Origin of the sequence: Paraburkholderia tropica (assembly GCF_914484835.1) — a bacterium.
Classification (GTDB): Bacteria; Pseudomonadota; Gammaproteobacteria; order Burkholderiales; family Burkholderiaceae; genus Paraburkholderia; species Paraburkholderia tropica_A.
Genome location: NZ_CAJZAR010000062.1, coordinates 418,780 through 442,444, shown reverse-complemented (window position 1 = coordinate 442,444; position 23,665 = coordinate 418,780). Strand labels below are relative to the sequence as shown.

The window sequence follows — 23,665 nt, the reverse complement described above, 5'->3', positions numbered from 1 at the left end:
CACGCGGGCGTGTTTCGGCCTACCGCGCAATTGCCTGCGCGAGAAACGCATAAAGCTGATCGAAATGGGAATGTGCAACATTGAATCGCATCCATCCCGTCGTGACATTACCGCCGTAAAAGAGCTTGCCCGGCGCCAGCATGATCCGCTCACGTAATGCGCGGGCGGCCAGATCCGCAGAATCTCCATCCCATCCCGCCGGTCTCGCCCAGACGAACATACCGGCGCGCGGTTCGCAGAAAATCTCGTATCCAATGGACTCCAGGCGTCGGCACACACGCTCCTGCGCTGCGGCCAGGCGATCGCGCAATTGCTCCATCTGCTTGCGCAGATGCCCTTCCGACAAAATCGAACTCACCAGACGCTCGGTGACCGTAGGCGTGGACATGCCCGACACCAGCTTCTGATACAGCAGCCCTTCGATAATCGCCTTGTCCGCCGCCACAAACCCCACGCGCAAACCTGCACCAATCGTTTTGGAAAAGCTGCCGACATAAATCACGCGTTTGAGCTGATCCATCGACGCGAGCGTGACCATCGGCGCCTGCACGAGGCCCGCGGAAACATCGTCTTCGACAATCAGGCAATCGAAACGTCCTGCGGCGTTCAAGACATGAAACGCAGCGGCGGAACTGTAGCTCGCGCCGGTCGGGTTGTGCAGGCGACTGTTGGTGAAGTAAAGGCGGGGACGATGCGCTTCGAACAGCGTTTCGATCGACGTGACATCCGGTCCCGTCGGCGTCATGGGAATGCCGACGCATTTGACGTCGCGAAGCCGTAACGCAACGAGCAGATCGCTATAACAGGGCTCGTCCACGAATACGGTGTCGCCTGGCTGCGTGCACTGCCGGATGATCAGGTCGAGTGCCTGATTGGCGCCCAGCGTGGTCATCACGCCGGCGACATCGGTTGAAGTTTCCTGCTCAGCCAGTTGCCGAACGATCTGCGTGCGTAGCGGCTCGTAGCCTTTCGCATGCCCATAGCCGAGCAGATTTTCCGATTGCAATGCGGCTTGCCTCAATGCGCGCGCAAGGCCGTCGCTATCGAACCAGGCATCAGGCAACCAGCCCGCGCCAGCATGAATGGTGCCTTCGTCGGAGCCCGCGAAGTTGCGCAAAGACCAGCCGTTGGTGAGCTGCTCGTCGAGCTTTTCGACGGCAATACGCGGCATGTTCTGGTTTTTCTCGGAGACGTAAAAGCCCGAGCCGCGTTTGGCAACCAGCACACCCTGAGCGACCAGCCGGTCATACGCCTCGACGACTGTAAAGGTAGACACGCCATGCGCTTCCGCGAACACCCGGATGCTGGGCACACGCATGCCCGGCCTCCAGCGCTTCTCCCTCACTTCCTCGATGATGCCGCCCACGATCTGCAGGGTCAGCGGTTCTTCGGCGTTGGCTTTCAGGGTCAGGACGGGATTCATGAATGTGAAAACAGTCAGTCTGGGTAACTGTAGAGGTCCTGGAACCTGCACAGTAAATAAACACCTCGATGAAGTGTACATGGTTCTGTACAGGTCAAAAAATTAAATTCGATTCCAGCTCAGCGTCGTTATTTCGTCGCGAACAGAAATGGCGCGAAGCACGAACACGCTGATTTCGTTTTCCTCACGATCGAATCGAGTACCCAGGTATGCAGAAAATCCGCAATTCCGATGCGCTTCTTTCGCAGGGCGACGTGGCATCGCGCCGCGTCGTGCTTGAGATCGCCGACCGAACGCTTGCACGCCTCGACAGCTACCAGCGCATCCGCAGCATCATGCGGCTCGAAGGCAGCGTGCTGCATATCGGCACCCGCTCGTGGGATCTTGCGAAGAAGCGCCACGTGTATCTGATCGGTGCAGGCAAGGCCTGCAATCACATGGCGATGGCGGTCGATCATGTATTGGGCGATCGGCTCACGCGTGGCATTGCGATCGTGAAGATTCACGAAGAGACCGATCGCTTCAATAAAACCGAGGTCTTCGTGGGCGGCCATCCGCTGCCTAATGAAGAAGGCCATCGCGCCTCGAAGGCAATCATCAAACTGGTCGACGAAGCCGGTCCCGACGATCTGTTTATCGCGGTCATCAGCGGCGGCAGTTCGGCGCTCATGTCGTGTCCGATCGACGGCATCTCGCTTCAGGACGAAATCGACACCACCGATGTGCTGCTGAAATCCGGCGCTGGCATTTACGAAATCAATGCGGTGCGTCGCCATATTTCCGCGCTGAACGGCGGCATGCTGGCCAAGCGCATTCAGGCTGTGGGCGCGGAACTGATCGGCTTCGGTATCAGCGATGCAGTCGGTTCGCCCGCGACTGGCGATATCGCCGTTCCGTACGCGGCGTACAAGAGCACGCCGATCGGCCCCGATATGACGACACTGGACGATGCGCGCGCGACCATCGTCAATCGCAATGTCGCCGAGCGACTGCCAGCCAGCGTCGTCGATTATCTGATGCACGCGGGCCCCGAGGGCGAGACGCCGAAGGCCTTCCCCGACAACACCTATTTCCTGCTCAACACGCTGCCCGACTCGTGCATTTACGCCAAGGCGGTCTGCGAGGAAATGGGTCTGCCCGCGATGATCGTTTCGTCCTTTCTCGAAGGGGAAAGCCGCGATGCGGGCACGCTGTTCGCCTCGATGGCGCGGGAAATCCAGACCTACGGTAATCCGCTCAAGCCACCCTGCGTGCTGCTTAGCTCTGGCGAAGTCACAACCCATATCGCCGACAACAGCGTCATCAAAGGACACGGTGGCCCTGGTCAGGAAATGACCGTGAGCTTCGCGATCACCGCCGCAAAGACGAAGGGCGCCTGCCTGCTGTCCATCGACAGCGAAGGCACGGACGGCACAGCCAAAGTCGCGGGCGGCATCACCGACCCCACCAGCTTCGATGCGGCGGCAAAAAAAGGCATCAGCCTTTATCAAACGTTGCGCGAGCACAGCTGCTTCGAGGCGCTCGACGCAATCGACTCCGCCATTTTCACCGGCAATACCGGCACCAATCTTTGCGACCTGAACATTCTCTATGTTCCGGCTATCAACGAGGGCAAGTAACGTGCAGGACAAAATCATCTCTATCCGGGCGCAGCAGATCATCGACTGCAAATGCCGCCCCGCTGTCGAAGTCGAAGTCGTCACCGAATCCGGCGCGATCGGACGGGGCGCCGCGCCGACCGGCACGTCGGTCGGCATGCACGAATCGTATGTGCTGCGTGACGGCGATCAATCGACCTATAACGGTCTGAGCGTGCATAAGGCGGTCGATATCGCATGCGATGTCATTGGCCCTGCACTCCTGGGCATGGATGTATTCGACCAGCGCGCAATCGACCAGCGCATGATCGAACTCGACGGCACGCCCAACAAGGCGCGCCTCGGCGGCAATACGATCTATTCGGTTTCGATCGCCGCGTTTCGCGCAGCGGCCGCCGCGCGCGCCATGCCGCTTTACCGGCACATTGCGGGGCGTGACGTGAAAACCGTGCCGGTGCCGTGCTTCAACGTGATCAACGGCGGCCGCTACGAGACGTTCACGCAGGCATTCAACGAATTCCTGATCGTTCCGTACGGCACCGACAGCATCGACTTCGCCATCGAGATGGCCGTGACGGTATTTCAACGGCTTGGCGAAGTGCTGACCCGCTATCTCGGACACAAACCGCAAGTGGCGAGTTCGTATGGCTATGCAGCACCGTCCGACGATCCCGAGGTTCTGCTGGAGTTGATGCAGCAAGCGATCGACTCGTGCGGTTACACGGGGCGTATCGCGTTCGCGCTCGATTGCGCATCGAGCGAAATGTACGACAAGGAGACCGGCACCTATCTGCTCAAGGGCAAACGGGTTTCCACTGACGAATTGATCGCTTACGCGAAGCATCTTAGCGAGCGCTTCAACCTCGTCTTTATCGAAGATCTGCTCGACGAAAACGACTGGGCCGGATACAGCGCCGCCGTCAAGGCGCTGCCGCGCACGATCATTCTCGGCGACGACCTGACCGTCACGAGTTTGCCGCTGCTGCAACGGGCCCGCGAAACACGCGCGGTCGACGGCTTCGTTCTCAAACCGAACCAGGTCGGCACCATCACCGAAGCGCTCGACGCCTATCGCTTCGCCAGTCAGAACAGCATGCTCGCGGTGCCTTCGGGCCGCTCGGGCGGCATGGTCGACGACGTGGTGATGGACTTCTCCGTTGGCCTGGAAGTGCCCTTCCAGAAAAACGGCGCGCCGCGCTCCGGTGAACGCATCGAGAAACTGAACTTCCTGATGCGCGCCAATGCCCGCAGCCCCGGCTGCCGTCTGTTCGATATCTCGCCGCTGCTGCGGTTCTGATCCGGCTTCTTCATAGTCAGCACACTTTTAAAGGCAAAAGTAACATGTATCCGAAAATCGACTTCCTCTATCTCTCCGAGCCGGACATGATCGAAGCCGGCGTGCTCGATGCCGCGCGTTGTGTGGACGTCTGCGAAGAAACCTTCAGTCTGCTCGGCAAGGGCGATTATCTGATGGGCGGCGCCAATCACAACAACCACGGCATGAACATCGTCTTCCCGAAGGAAACGAAATTCCCGAATATGCCGGTGGCCGGTCCCGATCGCCGCTTCGCCGCGATGCCGGGTTATCTGGGCGGCCGCTTCGACGTGTGCGGCAATAAATGGTATGGCTCGAATCACGCGAATGCGCAGAAAGAACTGCCCCGCTCGATCCTGACCATGATGCTCAACGACAAGGACACGGGTGCACCGCTCGCGCTGATGTCGGCCAATCTGCTGAGCGCGGCGCGCACGGGCGCGGTGCCGGGCGTGGCAGCCAAATATCTGACCAACCGCTCTGCGAAAAGCGTGGCCGTGATCGGCTGCGGGCCCATCAACAAGGCCTGTTTCACCGCGATCATGACGCAACTGGAGGCTGTCGAGAAAGTCGTCTGCTTCGACGTGTTCCTCGACAAGGCGAATGAGTTCGCGCGCTGGGTGGAAGAAAAGTACCAGATTCGTGCAGTGGGCGTGGACGAGGCGGAACAGGGCTTCCGCGATGCGGACGTCATCACCGTCGCGGCCTCGCGCCTGAAACCGCTGTTTTTCAAGGACGAATGGATCAAGGCAGGCGCGACGATTCTCGCTTCGGGTCCCTTCAATACCGACGAGTCGTTTCTCACGAACTGCAAGGTGGTGTACGACCATACCGCCTTGCAAGAGGCTTATGTCGAAGACGCCATCGCATCGGGCAACAAGGAAGGCTATTACAGCGGCGTGATCGGGGGCCCGCTATATCGGCTGATCGACGCGGGCAAACTGCCTTCGTTGAAGGACTCGACGGGTCTGGGCGATATCGTCAACGGCAACAAGACGGGTCGCGCCAACGCTGGCGAGCGAATCCTGTTCATCGCCTGCGGCATGGCAGTCTTCGATATCAGCTGGGGATTCGATCTCTACAAGAACGCCCTCGATAAAGGCATCGGCCAATCGCTGAATCTCTGGAGCAAGCCGGCAGCCCTCTGATCGCCGGTCGCAGGCATGCCCCTCTGTACGACGGGGATTCCGGTCGCTGTAGCCAACACCCGCCGCGGTCGGCATTCGCCGACCGCACCGCGCAATTCTGCTTATCCCGTGTCCGGCGGCGTGCTTCGCGGCGTCGCCGATTCGCAACACCCAATCCCGAGATACTTGTGAACCTGCACGCGATCCTTCACCCTTTTCCCTTTCTTCACGCGGCGAATATCGAAATGGGTGAACTCTACCGGTCCGAACAGGTCACGGCACTGCGCAACGATCTGGCCTTTGCCTTGCGCGCGGCCGCGCATTTTGGCCTGGAAGAAGGCGTTTGCAATCATTTCAGCGTGGCGCTGCCCGGCGAGGACGGCTTGTTTTTGCTGAACCCCAGAGGATTGATGTGGCGTGAAGTTCGCGCAGACGACATTGTCATTGTGGATGCGCAAGGCACCCGCGTCGCCGGCAAGCACGACGTCGAACCCACGGCGATGTTCATCCACGCTGCCATCCATCGGATCGCCGGCAAGCGCTGCGTGCTCCATACGCATATGCCGAATGCAACGGCTTTGACGCTCATCGACGACTGCGGTCTCGATACCACGCTCTCCCAGAACGCCATGCGCTTTCACGGCCGCGTCGCATCGGATCGCACCTACAACGGTCTTGCGCTCGACGCCGCCGAGGGAGAGCGCATAGCGAACGCCATGAATGGCAAGGACATCGTTTTCCTGAGCAATCATGGCGTGGTCGTTTGCGGCGAGCGTGTCGATTATGCTTTCGACGATTTGTATTACCTGGAGCGCGCCTGCGAATCGCAGGTGCTCGCCATGTCGACCGGCAGGCCGCTGCGCCCCGTCGACGCCGGTCTCGCCGCTGCCGTGGCCGCGCAAATGGAAAGCGAACGGCTGCAATCGGAATTGTTCTTCGCCTCGCTCAAACGCGTACTCTAAGCAGTCTCCCAGCCCCATCACCGAAAAAAAGACCCGGCTATGCCGGGTCCAAAACGTCGCCCTTCTCAAGCGACGAACTTCTACTCACGCGGAATGCTCAGAACTTGTGACGGATACCGACTCGGCCGACCACTTGATTCGAGGTCGACGAGACGCCGTCCGCGCCGGGAACATAGGCAACGTCCAGAACCGAGCCGGTCTTGTCGCCGCCCGCGTGCTGGTAGGCGCCCTGAAAATACACGTCCGTGCGTTTCGACAGGTTGTAGTCGGCCATGATGCCGACGCTGTGGAATTGCGGATGCGATGTGCCGTTACTCGCGTTGAAATCCGTGCGTGTGTACGTGTAGGCTGCGCCCACGAAGAAGGCCGGCGTGAACTGATACTTCCCGTTCAGCTCGAAGTTATTGAAGCGCAGCGACGACAACGTCGCGCCACCGCCTGGCGTAATCGCGCCAACGTAGCCCGAGCTGACCGGCTCCGCGACGAAGGTATTCGTGTACGCAAAGGCGACCGTGGCATTGCCAAATCCATAGGTCGCGCCAGCGCCGAAGATACGCAGACGTTTCGCCACGAAATTCTCGTCGCCGCCATTGTTGATCGCGCCGTTCGCCGTCGCCGACGGATTATTTGCCTGCAAATACGCCGCGGCAAGCAGCAGGCCGCCGATCGTGTACTGCGCGCCGATACTGTACTGGCGGTTGTTGGCGAAGTTCGTGTCGTTGCTGAAGCTATAGGTTCCGCCGAACTGCAAGCCGGCGATATTGGGGCTCGCGTACTTGATCGTGTTGTTCACACGGAAGGTGTTATCCGTATTGTCGTTATCGTACGGATGGGAAAACAGATAGCCGCCCCAGCTACCGTTCGAGGTCGTCTGCGCCAGATAGTCGACAACCGAATCGTATTGCCGGCCGAGCGTGACAGCGCCGAATTTATTGCTATTCAGGCCGACATACGCCTGCCGACCAAAACCGAGCCCGCCCTGTGCGAGCTTGCCGTTATTGACATCGAAACCGCTCTCGATCTGGAAGACGGCGCCGAGACCGCCGCCGAGATCTTCGTTGCCCTTGAGGCCCCAGCGGCTGCCTTGCGTATAGCCGCTTTGCAGTTCGTAGACCTTGCCGCCCTTGACGTTGTTCGTGTAGTCGAACCCTTCGTCGATCAGACCATAAAGCGTCACCGAGCTTTGTGCGAATGCAGGCAGGGAAAATCCCGCCACGCAGCCCACCAATAGAATTTTCTTCATTAGCAATCCAAACCTTTGTCGTTAAACACATGCCTTCCTTTATCTCTAACTTCGTGGACGGCGATGATGGGGAACACTTCAAATGACGTAGCATTAGACCCGGCGCTACGGACTCGACACTGCGGCCCTGCTCACAGCGAACTACAAGAAAAATCAGGCAACGGACTTGACCATGCTGCGCAGCTCGTGAGGAAACAACAGGTCACGGGCGGGCGTATCGTCCTTGCGCAACTGCTCGGCGGCTTCCTTGACGCCGAAAAATTCGAGAAATAGCGGCGACTGAAGAATCAGCATGTCGAAGCCGGGCAAAACGGCATTGCCTTTCGCCATCGCCGCGCGCAGCAACGGCGTCGGCTGGTTCTTCATCAGGATGTCGCAAACCTGCGTATGTGCGCCGATGCGCTCAGCGGGGACCGGCAACGGATCCGAATCCTTCAGCCCCACAGGCGACGCATTGATCACGACATCGAAGCCCGCAGGATCGTTGTTTTCCTGAACCGCCGTGCGAATCGGATAGCGTTGCGCGATCGCTTGCACGAGCGCTTCTGCCTTTGACGAGTCGACGTCGAATATCGCCAACGACGCAACGCCGCCTTCCGCGAGCGCGGTACAGATGGCCGAAGCGGCTCCGCCGGCGCCGATCAGCAGCACGGACTTGCCGCGATAGTTCATTGAATAGCGGTCCATCGACTCGACGAAGCCGATACCGTCGAACTGTGCGCCTTCGAGCGTGCCGTCCTGATTGCGGCGTATGGCGTTCACCGAATTGGCCACCTGCGCGCCGGCGGTCAGATGATCGACCAGTTGTGCAGCGGCTGTCTTGTGAGGAATCGACAGCACCATGCCGCGGGTCGTAGGCGACTCGAATACCGACCGGATAGTCTGCGTCAGATGGTCCGCTTTCACGTTCAGCGGCACCATCACGGCGTCGATACCTAATTGTTCGAATACCTGATTAAATATCTCGGGCGTACGGACCTGATCGATCGGATCCGCCACCATGAAGAACACACCCGTTTTTCCGGTAATCACCATTCACTCCTGATATTGTCTTTCGTAGAATCCGACCGCGAGGCCCTGCTTCCCGTGGCCGGACACGCGCATCGAACCGTCACGCACCGGGCGAACCCTCGCCCCACGTATCGCTCAACATAAAGCCCGCAGCCAGCGGGTCGTCAGGGTCGACGCCCATCTGCTCCACGCTGTAGATCCAGGCGCGGCCGGTGATGCGTGGCAGCACCGCCGCCCGACCGCCCACTTCCGCGTCGCCGAGATGCTCGACGCGGAACTCGCTGCCGATCGTCGAGCGCGACGTCAACGTCGCGCCTTTCTGCACGAGGCCGCGCGCCGCAAGGGTCGCGAGATTCGCCGAGCTGCCGGTGCCGCACGGCGAGCGGTCGACACGTCCGGGCGGCAGCGTCGTGCACGTCTGATACGTCGTACCATCCACGCGATTGCGGAACATCACATACGCGATCTTGTTGATCGACGCATACAGCGGATGCTGCACCTTCACCTGGCTATCGATCAACGCGCGCAGGCGAACACCGAGATCGGCCAGCTTGCGTGCGTTCTCGGGTGCGATTGCGATACCCAGTTGCTCCACATCGACGAGCGCGTAATAGACCCCGCCGAACGACAGGTCCACCTTGATCTTGCCGAACTCCTCGGCGTCGATCTCCACGTCGAGCTGCTCGACAAACGCAGGCACCATATCGAGCGAGACCGACGTGCAGCGGCCGTCCTGACACGTCGCACGCGCCGTCACGAGACCGGCGGGCGTATCGAGCACCACCGTCGTCACCGGCTCCTGCATCGGCACCATGCCGAGTTCGAGCAGCGTCGTGACCACGCAGATCGAATTGCTGCCCGACATGGGATGCGCCTTGTCCGACTGCAAGACGATGAAACCCGCATGCGCTTCGGGCCGCGTGGGCGGCAGCAGCAGATTCACCGACATTTGCAGGCAGCCACGCGGCTCCAGCACCACCAGACGACGCAGGCTGTCGTCGACCTCGTTGATGTAATTCATCTTGTCGAGCATCGTCTCGCCGGGAATGCTGACCACACCGCCGGTGATCACCTTCCCGATCTCGCCTTCACAGTGCACGCCTACGAGTTGCAGGGTTTTCTTCCAACGCATGATTGAAACATCCTCGAAAAATGATGTACTGCCCAGTCGGTTCGTTGCGGCGCCTTCAGAAGCGATACGCGCTGAACGGACTCAAATCGGTTGTCAGGGTCTGGCCCGCGACGAGTTCCGCCACCAGCCGTCCCGTGGTCGCGCCCAGTGTCAGCCCGAGCTGGCCATGTCCGATCGCCATCGTGACGTTGGCAAGGCGTTTCGAACGATCGATCACCGGTTTGGTGTCCGGCAAAAGCGGCCGGTAACCCACGCCGAATTCGTGCTTCTCCGTGCGCAATTCCGGGAGAATCTTTTTGGCCTTGTCGACGATGATCTGGGCGCGCTTGAAGTTCGGCGCCGCACCACGCGCGGCGAATTCGATCGTGCCTCCAATCTGCAAGCCGCGTCGCATCGGCGTGAAGCAGAATCCGCCATCTGAATAGATGACCGAATGTCTGAATTCGACGCCCGGATCGGCCAGTAGCGTCTGATAACCAGCGACGCCTTCCAGCGGAACATCGACACCCAACTGGCCGAAGAAGCGCCGCGATCCAACGCCTGCTGCCACCACGACATGCGCCGCCGCCAGACGTTCGCCATTCGCCAGCGTGACGCCGGTCGCCCGGCCGTTGGACTCGTCGATGCGATCGGCGCCGATCTGCACGCGGCGGCCGCCCTGTGCGACGAAGCTATCGGTCAGCGCGCGAATGAACGCTTCGGTGTCGCTCACGAATCGCCACTGCGGCAGCAGCACGCCGTGCGAAAAGCGCCCCGCGAGCGCGGGCTCCAGATCGGCAATCTCCGATCCATTCAGGACCTGCGATGCAAAGCCCAACGCCGCGCGCGTTTCGTTATGCTCGCGCTCGTGCTCGACACCGGCCGCGCTGTCGAAAACCTGCAGGATTGGCCGCTGCACGAGCAGAGCCTTGTCATCGCAGGCTTCGAGCAACGGTGCGTAGTCGGCAAACACGTGTTGCGTGAGCGACGCCATTTCGCCCGCGATCGCATTGATCCGTGAATGCCGCGCGCAAGATAGAAAACGCAGAAACCAGGGGATGATCCCCGGCATGGCGCTCGGACGCAGCGCGAGCGGCCCGGTTTGATCCATCAGCCAGCCCGGCACCTTCTTCACGATGCCCGGCTTCGAGAGCGGAATAATCTCGCCGACTGAAATCTGGCCGCAACTCCACTTCGCCGTGCTGTCGCCGGCCTCCGCGGGATCGACCAGCGTCACCGCATAGCCGCTGCGTTGCAGATAGAGCGCACAGCATGTCCCGACGATGCCGCCGCCTATCACCACCGCGTGCTCCTGCGGCACCGCGCGGCCGACCGGCGAAACCGCTGCCTGAGGAATCGCGTTCATTTCGTGAAGTCCTCCAGCGTAAAGCCGTGTGCGTAAGGCTGCGATTCGTCCACGTAATGCTCGCCGCGCCCCGTGATGAACGCACGTCCTTCGATGCTCGGAAACACGGCGTCCAACCCGCTTTCGAGCTTCGTGACTGCTTCCACACGGCCAATGAAGCGGCTGCAAATCAGACTTTCGTGCCGGAATGCCTGGCCTTCCGAAAGCAGGCCGCGTGCATAACGCTGCGCCACTCGCGCGGAGCTGCCGGTTCCGCACGGCGAGCGGTCGATCAGAATGTCGCCGGTAATGACGACCGCGCGACCGTCGGAGTCGGCCGCAACCGGCCGGCCGGTCCACATGCAGTGTTTGACGCCAGCGATTTTCGGATTGTCCGGGTGAACCACGTCGAGCGCTTCATTGACACGCCGTTGCACCTCGCGCCCCATCGCCAGCAGTTCATCCGGCGTAAAGTGCTCGCAGCCCGGATAATTTTCCTGAACGTCGACAATCGGATAAAAGTTACCGCCGTAGGCAATATCGACCTTGAGTTTACCCAGCCGCGAGACCTCGATTTCAAGGTCACGGTGAAGCAGGAAACTTGGCACGTTGGTGAAACGGACCCACTTGACCTTCTCGCCATCCATTTCATAGCGCGCGCTCACCTGACCGGCGGGCACGTCGACCACAACCCGCCCTTCCTGCTTCGGCGTGACCAGGCCCGATTCGAGCGCGAACGAAATCGAACCGATGGTCGCGTGACCGCACATCGGCAGGCAGCCCGAGGTTTCGATAAACAGCAGACTGAAGTCCGCGTTATCGCTCATCGGCGGATAAAGCAGCGTGCCCGACATATGCGCATGACCACGCGGTTCCAGCATCAACGCGCGGCGAATCCAGTCGTAATGCTCGATGAAATAGTGACGCCGATCGTTCATCGTCGCTCCCTGCAACTGCGGTGCGCCCTCGATGACCATGCGAACCGGCATGCCTTCGGTATGACCTTCAATACACTTGAACGTATGCTTTTTCATGATATTTCTCATCACTATTTTTTGCGGTACTGAATTGCTCTAGTAGGCAAACCGGCGCAGGAAACGTCGCTCGACCAGTCCGACCAGACGCGTGAGCGGGAATGCGACGGCAAAATAAATCAATCCGACGGTAGTCAGGAATTCCAGCGGCTTGGCCGTGCTATTGGAAATACTTTCGCCCACGAACATCAGATCCGCCACGCCAACCGACGAAATGAGCGCGCTTTCCTTGAACAGGCTGACGATATTCGAAAGCAAAGGCGGAATGGCGCGCAGCAGCGCTTGCGGAAAGATCACATAGAGCACCTTCGCCTGAGGCGACAGGCTCAGCGCGATGCAGGCATCGTGTTGTTCAGACGAAATGGACTTCAAGGCGGCCCGAAACGTCTCGCTGGTAATGGCGCCCATATAGAGCGTCAACGCGATCACGACCGACAGATACGGCGGGATCGGCAACTGGAAGACCACGGGAAAGCAGAAGAAGACCCAGAACAGCTGGATCAACAGCGGCGTGCCACGGAAGAATTCCACATACAGCGTCATGGGCATGCGGATCCATGCCACGGTGGAGCTTCTCAACAGGCTAACCACGAAGCCCAGCAGGCTGCCGATCACCGCGCAGAGTCCGGTCAGGCCCAGCGTCAAGCCGAGCCCTTTCAGAAGAAGCAGCCAATACGGCAGTACGACCGAAAAATCGATATTCATGTCGACTCCTTAGCGCTGATGAGCCAGGTCCTGGCGGCGTTCGATCACGTGCACCAGCCGCGCGATGGGCAAGGACAACAGGAAATACACCAGCGCCACGACCGAATAGGTTTCGATGGGCCGATAGGCTTGCGTCGCGATGGTCTTGGCGACATACATCAGATCGGCCACGGCGACGATCGCCACCAGCGCGCTCTGCTGCAAGGTACCGATGCCGTTCGTCATCAGTACGGGAAGGGAGTTTCGCAACGCCTGCGGAAGAATCACGAAAACCGTGCGTTGCCAGGGCTTGAGGCCCAGCGCCACGCAGGCGTCAATATGTTCTTTCGGCACGGCTTGCACGCCGGCTCGATAGGCCTCTGCATTGAACGCGGTCAGATTGAGTCCCAGAGCAAGGACGCCCATCCACACCGGGTCGAGAAAGACATTCACCAACATCGGAATGCAATAGAAAAACCAGACGATTTGCAGCAGCGCTGGCGTGCAACGGAAGAACTCAATGAAGAGTTGCGCCGGCACGCGCACGACTGCCCAGCGGCTCATCACGAGCAGACAAAGCACGAACCCCAGCGTCAGGCCCATCAGGTTAGCGGCGATCGCTAACTCGACGGTCACCTGCAAACCCTGCAACAAGGGCGGCACGCTATCCGTGAGAAAGCTGAAATCGAAGTGATAGTGCATGGTCGCTCTCTCAATCGAGGTGAAGAACTTTCTCGAGGAACTCGCGCGTGCGCGCTTCCTTTGGACACTTGAACATGTCGCGGGGCGCGCCCTGCTCCACGACTTTTCCGCTTGCGCAGAACACGACGCGCGTGGCGATGTCGCGTGCGAAATGCATGTCGTGCGTGACGATAATCATCGCCATTTTCTGCTCGGCCAGCTTGAGCATCACGTTTTGCACTTCCACCACCATTTCCGGGTCGAGCGCGGACGTGACTTCATCGAACAACATGAGCTTGGGTTCCAGCATCAGCGCACGAGCGATTGCCACGCGCTGCTTCTGGCCGCCCGAAAGCTGGCTGGGATACGCATTGAGCTTGCTCTCCAGACCGAGCCTGGCAAGATACATGCGGGCGCGTTCCGTTGCATCGGCCTTCGACACGCCGCCCACCTTCACCGGTGCGAGGATCAGATTGCTCAGTACCGAAAGATGCGGAAACAGCGTGTAGTGCTGGAACACCATGCCGATCTGGCGCTGCAGTTTGCCGTCGATGCGCTTACCGCGCCCCGAGTCCGCGCCGTGAATGTACGACTTGCCCTGAAAGTCGATCGATCCGCTCTGAATCCCTTCGAGGCCCATCATCACGCGCAGCAGCGAACTCTTTCCGCTTCCGCTCGGCCCGATCACGACGAGGCGGTCGTCCGCGCGCATGTCGAGATTCATATGGTCCATGACGACAAGATTTTCGCCGTACGATTTGCAAACCGAATGGAGCTGGACGAAGTCACCCGCGCTTGCCGCATCGACAGGATCATCCGCAGGAACGGAGGTGGGTACGATCTTCATAGTAGATTGCAACATGGGAACTTTCTCCGTAGAACGCCTGGCGGGCGCTCCGGTTTGATCCGAACCGGATGGCTGACGCCGGTACCGTCATTCAGCAGGCCGTGCGGCGCGAACGCCCTGTCGCACCGCACGCGCCTGACACTTACTTCGTCGAAGCGATCGTTTCCTTCACCGACCGTTGAACGACGGCGTTCACACCACCCGACTTCTGCTCGTCCTCGATGAACTTGTTGAGCACCGCGATATCGGCCGCGGACGTTTCCTTACGGACACCGAAACAGATGCCCTGTTGCGCCAGCGGCGGATTCGGGTTGAAGGTCAGCGCCCAGTCGGAATGCGCCGCGGCCAGCAGACGGTTGGTCATGTTGTCGTCGGCGAGCATGTCGGCGCGCTTCGACATCAGCGCGAGACGCGTCTCGTCGAAACCCGGCAGGCGCATGATCTGCGCTTGCTTGATCTGCCCGGAGATCGCCTTGTCCTGCGCCGTCCCGGACATCACCGTAATGATCACGCCCGGCTTGTCGATATCGGCAATCGAGTGGATCGCCTTCGGCAGCTTGGGATTATTCTTGTTGTAGGCGAGCGTCACGTTGTAATCGACCACCGAACGCGAGAAAGCGATGGCCTTCTCACGCTCCGGCGTGTCGTTGAGTGACAGCGACAGATCCCACTTGTCGGACTGCAGACCCGCGACGATGTTGTCCCACGAGGTGTCGACGAACTGGACCTTCACGTGCAGGACTTTTTCGCCGAACTCCTTGCAGAGCGACGGGAAGATGCCGCTGTATTCGCCGCTCTTGATATCGCGCATGGTGTAGGGCGGCGAAAGCGCGATGCCGCAGCGAAGCACGCCGGCCTGTCGGACGCTTTGCCACGTCGACGTATCCTGCGCATGGGACGGAACGCTCGACAGCAAGGCCGAGAATGCGGTGGCGCACATCAGCGTGCGGCGAATAAGGCTGGACATCCGGATCATTTCTAACCTCGTAGGGTAAGGGTGAAATCAGACGCTTTCGATTCAACTTCGCAATCTATTTTTGTGGAGCGCCGTATCAGTACCAAAGACAAACCAACCATACGTCAATGCAATTTCCACGATCCGAGATGATTTACATCGGAATACTAAAAATATACAAAGGCGTACCAACAACACTCGACGAAGAACTTACGAACTGATTTCAAAAATCCCGTCGATTTCCACCGCAACATTTCTAGGCAGTGAATTCGCACCCACAGCGAAGCGTGCATGCTTGCCGCTTTCGCCCAACACCTGCACGATGAGGTCGGAGGCGCCGTTAATCACCTGGGGTTGCTGTCCGAACTCCGGTTCGCAGTTCACGAAGCCGCTGAGCTTCACGCAGCCAACGAGGCGATCGAAGCTCCCGCCCAGCGCGGTGCGCACCTGCGAGAGCATGTTCAGCGCACAGAGCCTGGCGGCCGCCTGACCGTCTTCGAGCGGCAGATCGCGCCCCACCTTGCCGACGAATTGATCTTCGCCATTGGCAGTGGGGATCTGACCGGCGATGAACAGCAGATTCCCGACCTGTCGCGCAGGGACGTAATTCGCCTTGGGAACCGGGCTGTCCGGCAACGTGTAGCCCAATTCGGCGAGACGTCCTTCGATTTGCTCCATTTCCATTTCCTTTTCGGGTTGCCGCCGGCGCCGGTCTATCAAGCCGCCGACGGCATGACATACGAAGATTCCGCTATTACGTTCAGGCCGCGGCGCGCTGACGTTTTTGCGTTGTCGCTTCGCGGTCGATGGCACCCGCTGCGGTAACGACAACACCGTGGTGCTGCTCGGCAAACGCCGCCGTCACCTTGCCGTCGCGCAGATCGCGTTCGATGAGATCGACGTCGCGTTCGAGCGGATTGCCGTAGCCGCCGCCGCCCGCCTGTTCGTGACGGATAACCACGCCCTCTTCCAGCTCCATCGTGAACTTGCTAGGCGCAGCCTCGGCCGTGGTGGCCGGGTTGAGGATGTTGCGCGAAGGCGCGCCCGCTGCGCCGCCGAACAGGCCATACGGTGCATGATCCGCGCGGTCGGAGCGAATCTGCGCAACCACCCGCTTTGCCAGCACACGATACTGGCGCACGAGTCCCAGGCCACCGCGATAGCGCCCTGCGCCGCCCGAGTCGTTACGGAAGCCGTACTCTTCCATCAGGATCGGATAGCGCGCTTCGAGCGTTTCGATCGGCAGATTCGACATGTTTTGCGACGGGTTCGTCACCCCTTCCACGCCGTCCTTGTTCGAGCGGCCACCCCACGCGCCGTTGATCATGTCGACGAGAATGAACGGCTCGCTCGCGTCTGCGTCGTACCCGCTCAGTGCAATCACCGTATTACCGCCCTCACCGGCAGCCATCACCTTCTTCGGCGCGATCTTCGCCAGTGCGCCGAAGACCGTATCGACCACGCGGTAGCCGGTCAGCGCACGCGCCGCCACCGGAGCCGGCATTCTGGGGTTCAGGATCGACCCTTCCGGCGCGGTGATGTCGATGCAGCGATACACGCCGGCATTGTTCGGCACATCGGCGTCGAGCACGCAGCGGATGCTCAGATACGTCGCCGACTTGACGAACGAAAGTGTCGAATTGATTGCGCCTTTGACCTGCGGCGACGATCCGGCGAAATCCACCGACAGGCTCGAACCCGCCACCGTGATCGCGCATTTGATAGGAATCGCGTCGCTCGTGAAGCCGTCGTTGTCGATGTAGTCAGTGAATTCGTAGGTGCCGTCCGGCCACGCTTCGATCGCCTTGCGCGTGAGACGCTCGCCGTAATCGAGCAGTTCGTCGAAGTAGAGACGCAGATTGTCTTCGCCGTAGCGGCCGATCATGCGCAGCAGTTCGCGTTCGCCGATATTGCAGGTCGCCAGTTGCGCGTCCAGATCGCCCAGCACGAGATCGGGCAGGCGCACGTTCTTCTTGATGATGTCGACGAGCGTTTCGTTTTGCTTGCCTTCGCTGTAGAGCTTCATCGGCGGAATGCGCAGGCCTTCCTGGAAGATCTCGGTCGAATCGGCCGCATTGGAACCCGGCACGCGCCCGCCCACGTCGCAATGGTGTGCGATCACGACCGAGAAGCCCTGAAGCCGGTTTTCGAAGAAGATCGGCTTGAACATGAAAATGTCCGGCAGGTGCATGCCGCCTTCGTACGGATCGTTCAGCACGATCACGTCACCGGGCTTGCAGGTCGCGGCGAACTTGCGGATCACCACGTCCACGGCATCGGGCACCGCGCCGAGGTGCAGCGCAACGGTTTTCGCCTGGGCGAGAATACGGCCCGCGGCGTCGCACATCGTCACCGAATAATCGAGCACATCGCGAATGATCGGCGAGCGCGCGGTGCGCATGACGGCAAATGCCATGTCGTCGACGATGGTGTCGAGCGCATTCTTTACGACCGCAAATGTGATGGGGTCGACTTTACGTTGTGTCATGTTAGCTCCAATGAAGTCAGGCGAGCGTCGCGATAACGCAGCCAACCCGATCCGCGCTCACGCGCCAGCCCGGCGGCACCACAATGGTGGTGTCGGTGCTTTCGAGAATGACGGGGCCCGTAATCTCGTTGTCGAGCAACGAGCGCGACATCACCGGCGTATCGACCCAACCCGACTCGCGATTGAAATACACCCGGCGCGTGCCGCGCTTTTGCTCGCCCTTCGTCGATTGCGCGCTGCGGATATCGCGGAAGTCCAGCGTCTTCGATGCGACGCCGCGTGCCAGAAGGCGCAGGTTCGCGCATTCGATGGCGTCTTTCGACGCGTAGCCGTACATCGCCGTATAGGCTGCAATGAAGCCTTCGCGCAGCGACTCGCGCGTGTTGTCGTCGATCGTTTCCGGAACGCGAACAGGAATTTCGTAATCCTGACCACGGAATCGCATGTCGAGATCGAAGACGAATTCGATACGATCGGCGGAGTAGCCTTCTTCGGCGAGCGCCTTGCGGGCGTCCTCACGCATCTGCTCGACCGTACCGGCGAGTGCGTCGATATCCAGGCTGTCCAGCAGATTCAGCGAGGGGCGGACGAAATAGCGCTCCACTGCACCGGCCAGCATGCCCATGGCGGTGAACACGCCCGGCGCCGCCGGGAAAATCACCTGCTTCATGTCGAGCGCGCGCGCGAGATCGCACGCGTGGACAGGACCCGAGCCGCCAAACGCAACCAGCGTGAAGTCACGCGGATCGACGCCGCGCTCGACCGTCACCGCCTTGATGGTGCGCGCCATATTGACGTTCACCACTTCGCGGATGCCCACCGCCGCTTCCTCGACGCCGATGCCGAGCGGCTTCGCAAGCAACGTATCGATCGCATTGCGCGCAGCGTCCAGCTTCAGCTCCATCGTGCCGCCCGCGAGGCTCGGTGGCAGGAAACCGAGTACCGCGTTGGCGTCAGTCACCGTCGGGCGCTCGCCGCCGATGCCGTAGCACACCGGGCCCGGGAACGCGCCTGCGGAAACCGGGCCGACGCTGAGCAGACCGCCGCCGTCGATCCACGCGATCGAACCCGCGCCGCTACCGACTTCGGCAACGTCGATGGTCGGCACGCGCATCATGTAGCCGCCCGCCTTGATGAAGCGGCTAGGCGTGGAGATACCGGCACGGAACTCGTATTCGTTGGTGCGGGCCAGTTGGCCGTCGTGAATGAGCGAGGCCGAGGCCGTCGTCCCGCCCATATCGAACACGACCATTTCCTTGCTGCCCTGCGCGTCGCCCAGCCGGCCCGCGCCGACCACGCCCGCCGAACGGCCCGAGGAAATGAAGAAGACCGGCGTGTCCTGGGCGATACGTGCGCTCGACAGCCCGCCATTCGAATTGCTGACCAGCAGCGGCGCGTTCACGCCAATACGCTTGAGGCCTGATTCCAGGCGCTGCAGATAGGTGCGCAGCGCGGGCAGCACGTACGCGTTCACGACGGTGGTCGAAGTGCGTTCGTATTCGCGCATTTCCGGCAGCACGGAAATCGAAGCCGTCACGCTGATTTCCGGAAAGGCCTTCTGGAAAGCATCCAATGCAACTTTTTCATTCTCCGCGTTCTTGTACGAATTCAGAAAACAGATTGCTACGGACTCCACACCTTCTGAGCGAAAAAATTCACCGGCGCTGAGGATTTCGTCGACGGGCGTCGGCACCAGGACTTCGCCTGCCGCATTGACGCGTTCGTTGACTTCCAGACGATAGCGCCGTTCAGCGAGCGGCACCGGCTTGTCCCAGGTGAGGTCGAACATCGACGGCGTACGCACGCGGCCGATTTCCAGCACGTCGCGAAAGCCCTTGGTCGTGATCAGACCGCACTTCGCTCCGACCTTCTGAAGCATGGTGTTCGAGCCGACGGTCGTACCGTGCAGCACCTCGGCGACATCCGAGGTCTTGAGTCCGGCCTGCCCGAGAATCCGGTCGATCCCGGTCAGGACCGCTTCTTCTGGTGCTGCCGGAGTTGAGGAAACCTTAGTAAAGGTCACCTGTCCGTTGTCGTCGAGAAGTACCAGGTCGGTAAATGTCCCGCCGATGTCAACGCCGATGCGTGCGCTTGCCATAGTTTCATCCGTTCAGAGTTTGCGCGATGCAAATACCGCTAACGAGAGGGGATGCGTGCCAGGAATCGCTCCCGGCAGAGGGTTGATCAAGTCCTCGCCAGGCTGCTGCTTGAGTGCGTTCTCAGGTACATCCGCCGCACACCAATTGTCGACCAAATGACGACAAAGTCAACGAGAAAAAAAGAGAAAACGCCAGACAAAAGGATTTTGTCCTTTGTTTTCAATGGTATTTCCGTGTACCCAAGGAAAACCCTGGACCAAAATCCGCGTCAAAAGTCGCTCTTTGCTTGACAGTTTTTTTGGCTAGTGCAAGCATTTGTCGACATTTGGTCGACTAACAAACAACTAAAAAAGATGGCTTTTCGTCAGAGGGAAGTACGCAAAAACACTCTTGCGCCGCGGTGGCGCGGGAGCGCTCAACACAATGAGGGCGTCTTATGAACAAGCAGCAAAATCTGGTCGTGGTGACGGGCGGTGCAAGCGGTATCGGCGAAGCGACTGCGCGTCGGTTTGGCGACGCCGGTTATCGCGTCGTGGTGGCCGACGTGAACGCTGATCGCGGCGCGAGCGTCGTGGCCGACATGCAGCAATCCGGCGCGACCGCCGAGTTTCTGGCGGTCGACGTATCGAAGGAGGACGATGTGCGCCGCTTTGCCGCCGAGGTGATCGAGCGCTTTGGCGTACCCGATGCGCTGGTGAATTCGGGCGGCATTTTGCAGAATGCCGTGCGGTTGCTCGAAGTCGATGTCGCGGAAATCGACCGCCTTTACGACATCAACGTGCGCGGGACGCTACTGGTTTCGCGAGCATTTGCCCGCGAAATGTGCCGTCAAGGCGAAGGCGCCATCGTCAATCTCTGCTCGCTAACGACGTATCGCCCTTCCGCGCAGATCGGATACGCCGTTGGCAAGGCCGGGCTGAAAATGATGACCGAAGTGATGGCGGCAGAATGGGGGCCGAGCGGCGTGCGCGTCAATGCGGTAGCGCCTGGCTACACCCTCACGCCCGCGATGCAGAATCGCATCGACAGCGGAGAGCGCGATCCGAAGGCAATTATCGACATGTCGGCGTTAAAGCGCTTCGTCAAGCCTTCTGAAGTGGCAGACGCGATCTTCTTCCTGTGTTCGCCAGGCGCTTCAGCGATCACCGGTTCGACGCTGCCGATCGATTGCGGATGGCTCGTTCGTTCGGCTTACCTCGCATACGCATCGCAGCCTAACTAACTCCACAATCGGAACACTCAAGGACAATTCGTAATGCCAATCATTCGACTGGAAATGCTCACAGGCAGAACGCATGCCCAGAAGGCAGAACTTGCAGAAGTATTGACGCGCGAAACCGCGCGTATCGCTAAATGCCCGCTCTCGGACGTGCAACTGGTGATGACGGAAGTGGAACGCTCGATGTGGTCGGTCGGCGGCACGCTCGCGGAGCCGGCGCAGAGCAGCGCGTCGGCGAAATAGGCGCGCTGCGATGCCTAGCGTGACTTCCGTCTGGTAGACGGGAGTCACGTCGATTGGACCCGAAACGTTATTGCGTCGTCGTCGCTTCGCGCGACGGCGCGCGGTAGTTCAGCGGCACGGACGCAGTGAGGTTGCGGTCCATGAATTCCATAAATTGGCCCTTGAACTGCACGGCGTGCAGATGGCCATATTCTTCAGCCTTATCGGCGTCGCCTCTTTCGATCGCATCGAGAATTTCGGTGTGATCCGAGCCCATCTCCTGCGGACTGATGTTGGGGTCCTGGAGCTTGAATTGCAGGTGCAGATGGAGCATTCTGCGCCCTTCGTCCAGCAGGCGACTGTACAGATCGGCGAAATAGGTGTTACGCCCGGCGCGCGCGACCGCCATATGGAAATCGTAATTCGTCTCGATCATCGGCAGGCTGACGCGCGTTTTGATGCTCGTCGCCACGCCTTTCTGATAGGCCTTGTACGTCTCGCGGATTTTCACGAGATCCGCCGGCGTGCGATGCAGCGCAGCCAGGCGCGTCGTGACACGTTGCAGAAGATCCAGTGCGTCGAGAAATTCAGGCACCCGGGCCAGTTCCATCGGCGTGACAACGGTGCTGCGATTGGCGAGCGTGGTCACCAGCCCATCGGCGGAAAGCCGTACGAGCGCCTCCCGGATCGGAGAGCGCGACGAATCGAAACGCTCCGCAAGACTGACTTCGTCCAGCGCCTCGCCGGGGGAGAGCGTCATGGTGAGAATCTCGCTGCGGAGCATCTTATACACCCGGGCAGCGCCCGTTTCTTTGCCGGACGGCTGTTCCGCTACTGGCTTAGCCATATCAATTCCTGAATTCTTGCAGCTTGTGGAGCGTGCGACCCTGCTTTGTCCAATCTGCTTTGTCGCGTCACCGCGAGGGGACTCTGCTCATATAATTGTCGACATAATGACGACAATGTCAACCGGATTTTAGAGGGGCCGAACAGGTTTAGAGATGTGTCTCCAGTTTACTTGAATTGCCTCGCAGGACTCAGGCAGCGCAAAAGCGCGCATAAGCACAGCCATGGTCGGGGATACCTGATCCGGCTAGTGCCTGATCGAAGATGGTTTTGGCCGGTTCGGGAAACTCGTTCCGACGAACAGGGCGGAAGCCGGCGTCGATGACGTCTTACTCCGGCCCAGAGGTCGAGATCGAACAGCTTACGGACGGAAGCCTTCTCCTGAATCGCGCGGCACACCCATGCTAAACCCTCGCGGGCACCGGCGCTTTCGCATCCATCAGCCCTTCTTCCTTGAGGTCGGACCACAACGCGGCCGGAATCGGATGCCGCATGAACGCTACGTTCTCTTCCAGTTCGGCCACGCTGCGCGCGCCCGGAATCACACTCGCAACCAGCGGATGACCCAGCGGAAATTGCAACGCCGCAGCAGCCAGCGGCACGGCATGACGCTGACACACCTGCTGAATGCGGCGCACGCGGTCAATCACGAACGGCGGCGCGGGCCGCGTATTGAACGTGGCGTTTTGCACTGGCCCGGACGCGAGAATGCCCGAGTTATACGGGCCGCCGATAATGAGCTTCGTGTTGCGTTGCTCGCAAAGCGGAAACAGCGTGCGCAACGGCTCTTGCTCCAGCAGCGTATAACGTCCGGCGAGCAGGAAATAATCGAAGCGCCCCGCCGTCACGAAATCCGAAAGCATCTGCCATTGATTGATGCCCACGCCCACTGCGCCGATCACGCCCTGAGAACGCAATTCGTCGAGCACGACATACGCGCCGTCCATCGCCTCGCGAAAATGGCTGCGCGCATAGGGGTCTTCGCCGGGACCGAAAACGAGCGATTCGTCGGGATCGTGAATCGCGATCATGTCGATGCGATCCACACCCAGCCGCTTCAGGCTTTGCTCGATCGAACGGAGCACGGCGTCGCGCGAATAATCGAATTCGGGTTTGAATGCGGGCGCATCGGCCCACAGCGCGGGCGACTTCTCGCGCTCGGCAATCGGCACGAGGCTGTAGCCGACTTTCGAGGAGATTACGATCTCATCGCGCGGCAGCGTTTTAATCGCTTCTCCCAGACGCGTTTCGGCCAGGCCGTAACCGTAAACCGGCGCGGTGTCGAAATAGCGCATGCCGCGCTCGAAGGCGGCATGAACGGTGGCAGTGGCGACCTCTGGATCGGTCGCGCGATACATATTGCCGAGCCCGGTTCCGCCGAGTCCCATGGTCGTCACGGCCAGCCCGTTGGCCGCTACGGCTCTCGTTGCGATTGCATTCATATTGGTTTGTCTC

General features: G+C 60.2%; 21 protein-coding genes. 6 read left to right on the top strand and 15 right to left on the bottom strand.

The window, feature by feature from the left end; translation table 11 throughout:
- Nucleotides 1–19: 19 nt before the first annotated feature.
- The gene (locus tag LDO54_RS23030) at nt 20–1,423 is read right to left on the bottom strand and encodes a PLP-dependent aminotransferase family protein (protein ID WP_224012969.1); all 1,404 of its coding nucleotides are present in this window, start codon (nt 1,421–1,423) and stop codon (nt 20–22) included.
- Between the two features lie 209 nt (nt 1,424–1,632).
- Here LDO54_RS23030 and LDO54_RS23025 point away from each other — a divergent pair, with 209 nt between their 5' ends.
- The 4 genes from LDO54_RS23025 to LDO54_RS23010 all read left to right on the top strand — a co-directional run bounded on the left by LDO54_RS23025 (nt 1,633) and on the right by LDO54_RS23010 (nt 6,425).
- A complete protein-coding gene (locus LDO54_RS23025; protein WP_224012968.1) occupies nt 1,633–3,042 on the top strand; it encodes a glycerate kinase type-2 family protein in 1,410 nt (469 codons plus the stop codon).
- A 1-nt stretch (nt 3,043) separates the two neighbouring features.
- On the top strand, nt 3,044–4,318 hold the full coding sequence (gene eno / locus LDO54_RS23020) for a phosphopyruvate hydratase (protein ID WP_224012967.1): 1,275 nt from the start codon (nt 3,044–3,046) through the stop codon (nt 4,316–4,318).
- Between the two features lie 44 nt (nt 4,319–4,362).
- Entirely contained in the window at nt 4,363–5,484 is a 1,122-nt protein-coding gene (locus LDO54_RS23015; protein WP_224012966.1) for a tyramine oxidase subunit B, read from the top strand.
- Between the two features lie 224 nt (nt 5,485–5,708).
- Entirely contained in the window at nt 5,709–6,425 is a 717-nt protein-coding gene (locus LDO54_RS23010) for an aldolase (protein WP_224013002.1), read from the top strand.
- Between the two features lie 97 nt (nt 6,426–6,522).
- Here LDO54_RS23010 and LDO54_RS23005 read toward each other — a convergent pair whose 3' ends face one another.
- The 12 genes from LDO54_RS23005 to LDO54_RS22950 all read right to left on the bottom strand — a co-directional run bounded on the left by LDO54_RS23005 (nt 6,523) and on the right by LDO54_RS22950 (nt 19,922).
- Nucleotides 6,523–7,668: a porin gene (locus tag LDO54_RS23005; RefSeq protein ID WP_224012965.1), complete on the bottom strand. Its 1,146-nt coding sequence runs from the start codon at nt 7,666–7,668 to the stop codon at nt 6,523–6,525.
- A gap of 153 nt (nt 7,669–7,821) precedes the next feature.
- On the bottom strand, nt 7,822–8,703 hold the full coding sequence (locus LDO54_RS23000; protein WP_224012964.1) for a shikimate dehydrogenase family protein: 882 nt from the start codon (nt 8,701–8,703) through the stop codon (nt 7,822–7,824).
- A gap of 76 nt (nt 8,704–8,779) precedes the next feature.
- Entirely contained in the window at nt 8,780–9,811 is a 1,032-nt protein-coding gene (locus LDO54_RS22995) for a proline racemase family protein (protein WP_224012963.1), read from the bottom strand.
- A gap of 55 nt (nt 9,812–9,866) precedes the next feature.
- Complete coding sequence (locus LDO54_RS22990) at nt 9,867–11,156, bottom strand: NAD(P)/FAD-dependent oxidoreductase (RefSeq protein ID WP_224012962.1); 1,290 nt, start codon at nt 11,154–11,156, stop codon at nt 9,867–9,869.
- Nucleotides 11,153–12,169, bottom strand: a complete 1,017-nt coding sequence (locus LDO54_RS22985; protein WP_224012961.1) for a 4-hydroxyproline epimerase — start codon at nt 12,167–12,169, stop codon at nt 11,153–11,155. The genes LDO54_RS22990 and LDO54_RS22985 overlap by 4 nt, the downstream gene beginning before the upstream one ends.
- A 39-nt stretch (nt 12,170–12,208) precedes the next feature.
- Nucleotides 12,209–12,874 (bottom strand): amino acid ABC transporter permease, encoded by a 666-nt coding sequence (locus LDO54_RS22980; protein WP_224012960.1) that lies wholly within the window; start codon nt 12,872–12,874, stop codon nt 12,209–12,211.
- Nucleotides 12,875–12,883: 9 nt separating this feature from the next.
- Entirely contained in the window at nt 12,884–13,555 is a 672-nt protein-coding gene (locus LDO54_RS22975; RefSeq protein WP_224012959.1) for an amino acid ABC transporter permease, read from the bottom strand.
- Nucleotides 13,556–13,565: 10 nt separating this feature from the next.
- The gene (locus tag LDO54_RS22970) at nt 13,566–14,267 is read right to left on the bottom strand and encodes an amino acid ABC transporter ATP-binding protein (protein ID WP_224012958.1); all 702 of its coding nucleotides are present in this window, start codon (nt 14,265–14,267) and stop codon (nt 13,566–13,568) included.
- Nucleotides 14,268–14,523: 256 nt separating this feature from the next.
- Nucleotides 14,524–15,348, bottom strand: coding sequence for a substrate-binding periplasmic protein (locus LDO54_RS22965; protein ID WP_224012957.1), 825 nt, complete (start codon nt 15,346–15,348; stop codon nt 14,524–14,526).
- Between the two features lie 198 nt (nt 15,349–15,546).
- A complete protein-coding gene (locus LDO54_RS22960; protein WP_224012956.1) occupies nt 15,547–16,014 on the bottom strand; it encodes a RidA family protein in 468 nt (155 codons plus the stop codon).
- Nucleotides 16,015–16,096: 82 nt separating this feature from the next.
- Nucleotides 16,097–17,824, bottom strand: a complete 1,728-nt coding sequence (locus LDO54_RS22955) for a hydantoinase B/oxoprolinase family protein (RefSeq protein WP_224012955.1) — start codon at nt 17,822–17,824, stop codon at nt 16,097–16,099.
- Between the two features lie 16 nt (nt 17,825–17,840).
- On the bottom strand, nt 17,841–19,922 hold the full coding sequence (locus tag LDO54_RS22950; RefSeq protein WP_224012954.1) for a hydantoinase/oxoprolinase family protein: 2,082 nt from the start codon (nt 19,920–19,922) through the stop codon (nt 17,841–17,843).
- 461 nt (nt 19,923–20,383) lie between these two features.
- On the opposite strand from LDO54_RS22950, the gene LDO54_RS22945 reads away from it, so the two are divergent.
- On the top strand, nt 20,384–21,145 hold the full coding sequence (locus LDO54_RS22945; protein WP_253074414.1) for an SDR family NAD(P)-dependent oxidoreductase: 762 nt from the start codon (nt 20,384–20,386) through the stop codon (nt 21,143–21,145).
- Nucleotides 21,146–21,178: 33 nt separating this feature from the next.
- On the top strand, nt 21,179–21,385 hold the full coding sequence (locus LDO54_RS22940; RefSeq protein WP_224012952.1) for a tautomerase family protein: 207 nt from the start codon (nt 21,179–21,181) through the stop codon (nt 21,383–21,385).
- A 67-nt stretch (nt 21,386–21,452) separates the two neighbouring features.
- Here LDO54_RS22940 and LDO54_RS22935 read toward each other — a convergent pair whose 3' ends face one another.
- Together LDO54_RS22935 and LDO54_RS22930 are read right to left on the bottom strand one after the other, a co-directional pair.
- A complete protein-coding gene (locus LDO54_RS22935; RefSeq protein WP_224012951.1) occupies nt 21,453–22,211 on the bottom strand; it encodes a GntR family transcriptional regulator in 759 nt (252 codons plus the stop codon).
- A gap of 403 nt (nt 22,212–22,614) precedes the next feature.
- Nucleotides 22,615–23,652: an aldo/keto reductase gene (locus tag LDO54_RS22930; protein WP_224012950.1), complete on the bottom strand. Its 1,038-nt coding sequence runs from the start codon at nt 23,650–23,652 to the stop codon at nt 22,615–22,617.
- Nucleotides 23,653–23,665: the final 13 nt, after the last annotated feature.

Bases quoted from the DNA above. Each gene is read 5' to 3' on its own strand.
- LDO54_RS22935 (WP_224012951.1), bottom strand. From the start codon at position 22,211: ATGGCTAAGCCAGTAGCGGAACAGCCGTCCGGCAAAGAAACGGGCGCT.
- LDO54_RS22975 (WP_224012959.1), bottom strand. From the start codon at position 13,555: ATGCACTATCACTTCGATTTCAGCTTTCTCACGGATAGCGTGCCGCCC.
- LDO54_RS22990 (WP_224012962.1), bottom strand. From the start codon at position 11,156: ATGAACGCGATTCCTCAGGCAGCGGTTTCGCCGGTCGGCCGCGCGGTG.
- LDO54_RS22985 (WP_224012961.1), bottom strand. From the start codon at position 12,169: ATGAAAAAGCATACGTTCAAGTGTATTGAAGGTCATACCGAAGGCATG.
- LDO54_RS22940 (WP_224012952.1), top strand. From the start codon at position 21,179: ATGCCAATCATTCGACTGGAAATGCTCACAGGCAGAACGCATGCCCAG.
- LDO54_RS23030 (WP_224012969.1), bottom strand. From the start codon at position 1,423: ATGAATCCCGTCCTGACCCTGAAAGCCAACGCCGAAGAACCGCTGACC.
- LDO54_RS22955 (WP_224012955.1), bottom strand. From the start codon at position 17,824: ATGACACAACGTAAAGTCGACCCCATCACATTTGCGGTCGTAAAGAAT.
- LDO54_RS22970 (WP_224012958.1), bottom strand. From the start codon at position 14,267: ATGGACCATATGAATCTCGACATGCGCGCGGACGACCGCCTCGTCGTG.
- LDO54_RS22965 (WP_224012957.1), bottom strand. From the start codon at position 15,348: ATGTCCAGCCTTATTCGCCGCACGCTGATGTGCGCCACCGCATTCTCG.
- LDO54_RS22960 (WP_224012956.1), bottom strand. From the start codon at position 16,014: ATGGAGCAAATCGAAGGACGTCTCGCCGAATTGGGCTACACGTTGCCG.
- LDO54_RS22950 (WP_224012954.1), bottom strand. From the start codon at position 19,922: ATGGCAAGCGCACGCATCGGCGTTGACATCGGCGGGACATTTACCGAC.
- LDO54_RS23000 (WP_224012964.1), bottom strand. From the start codon at position 8,703: ATGGTGATTACCGGAAAAACGGGTGTGTTCTTCATGGTGGCGGATCCG.
- LDO54_RS22930 (WP_224012950.1), bottom strand. From the start codon at position 23,652: ATGAATGCAATCGCAACGAGAGCCGTAGCGGCCAACGGGCTGGCCGTG.
- LDO54_RS23010 (WP_224013002.1), top strand. From the start codon at position 5,709: ATGGGTGAACTCTACCGGTCCGAACAGGTCACGGCACTGCGCAACGAT.
- LDO54_RS23015 (WP_224012966.1), top strand. From the start codon at position 4,363: ATGTATCCGAAAATCGACTTCCTCTATCTCTCCGAGCCGGACATGATC.
- LDO54_RS22980 (WP_224012960.1), bottom strand. From the start codon at position 12,874: ATGAATATCGATTTTTCGGTCGTACTGCCGTATTGGCTGCTTCTTCTG.
- LDO54_RS22995 (WP_224012963.1), bottom strand. From the start codon at position 9,811: ATGCGTTGGAAGAAAACCCTGCAACTCGTAGGCGTGCACTGTGAAGGC.
- LDO54_RS23005 (WP_224012965.1), bottom strand. From the start codon at position 7,668: ATGAAGAAAATTCTATTGGTGGGCTGCGTGGCGGGATTTTCCCTGCCT.
- LDO54_RS23025 (WP_224012968.1), top strand. From the start codon at position 1,633: ATGCAGAAAATCCGCAATTCCGATGCGCTTCTTTCGCAGGGCGACGTG.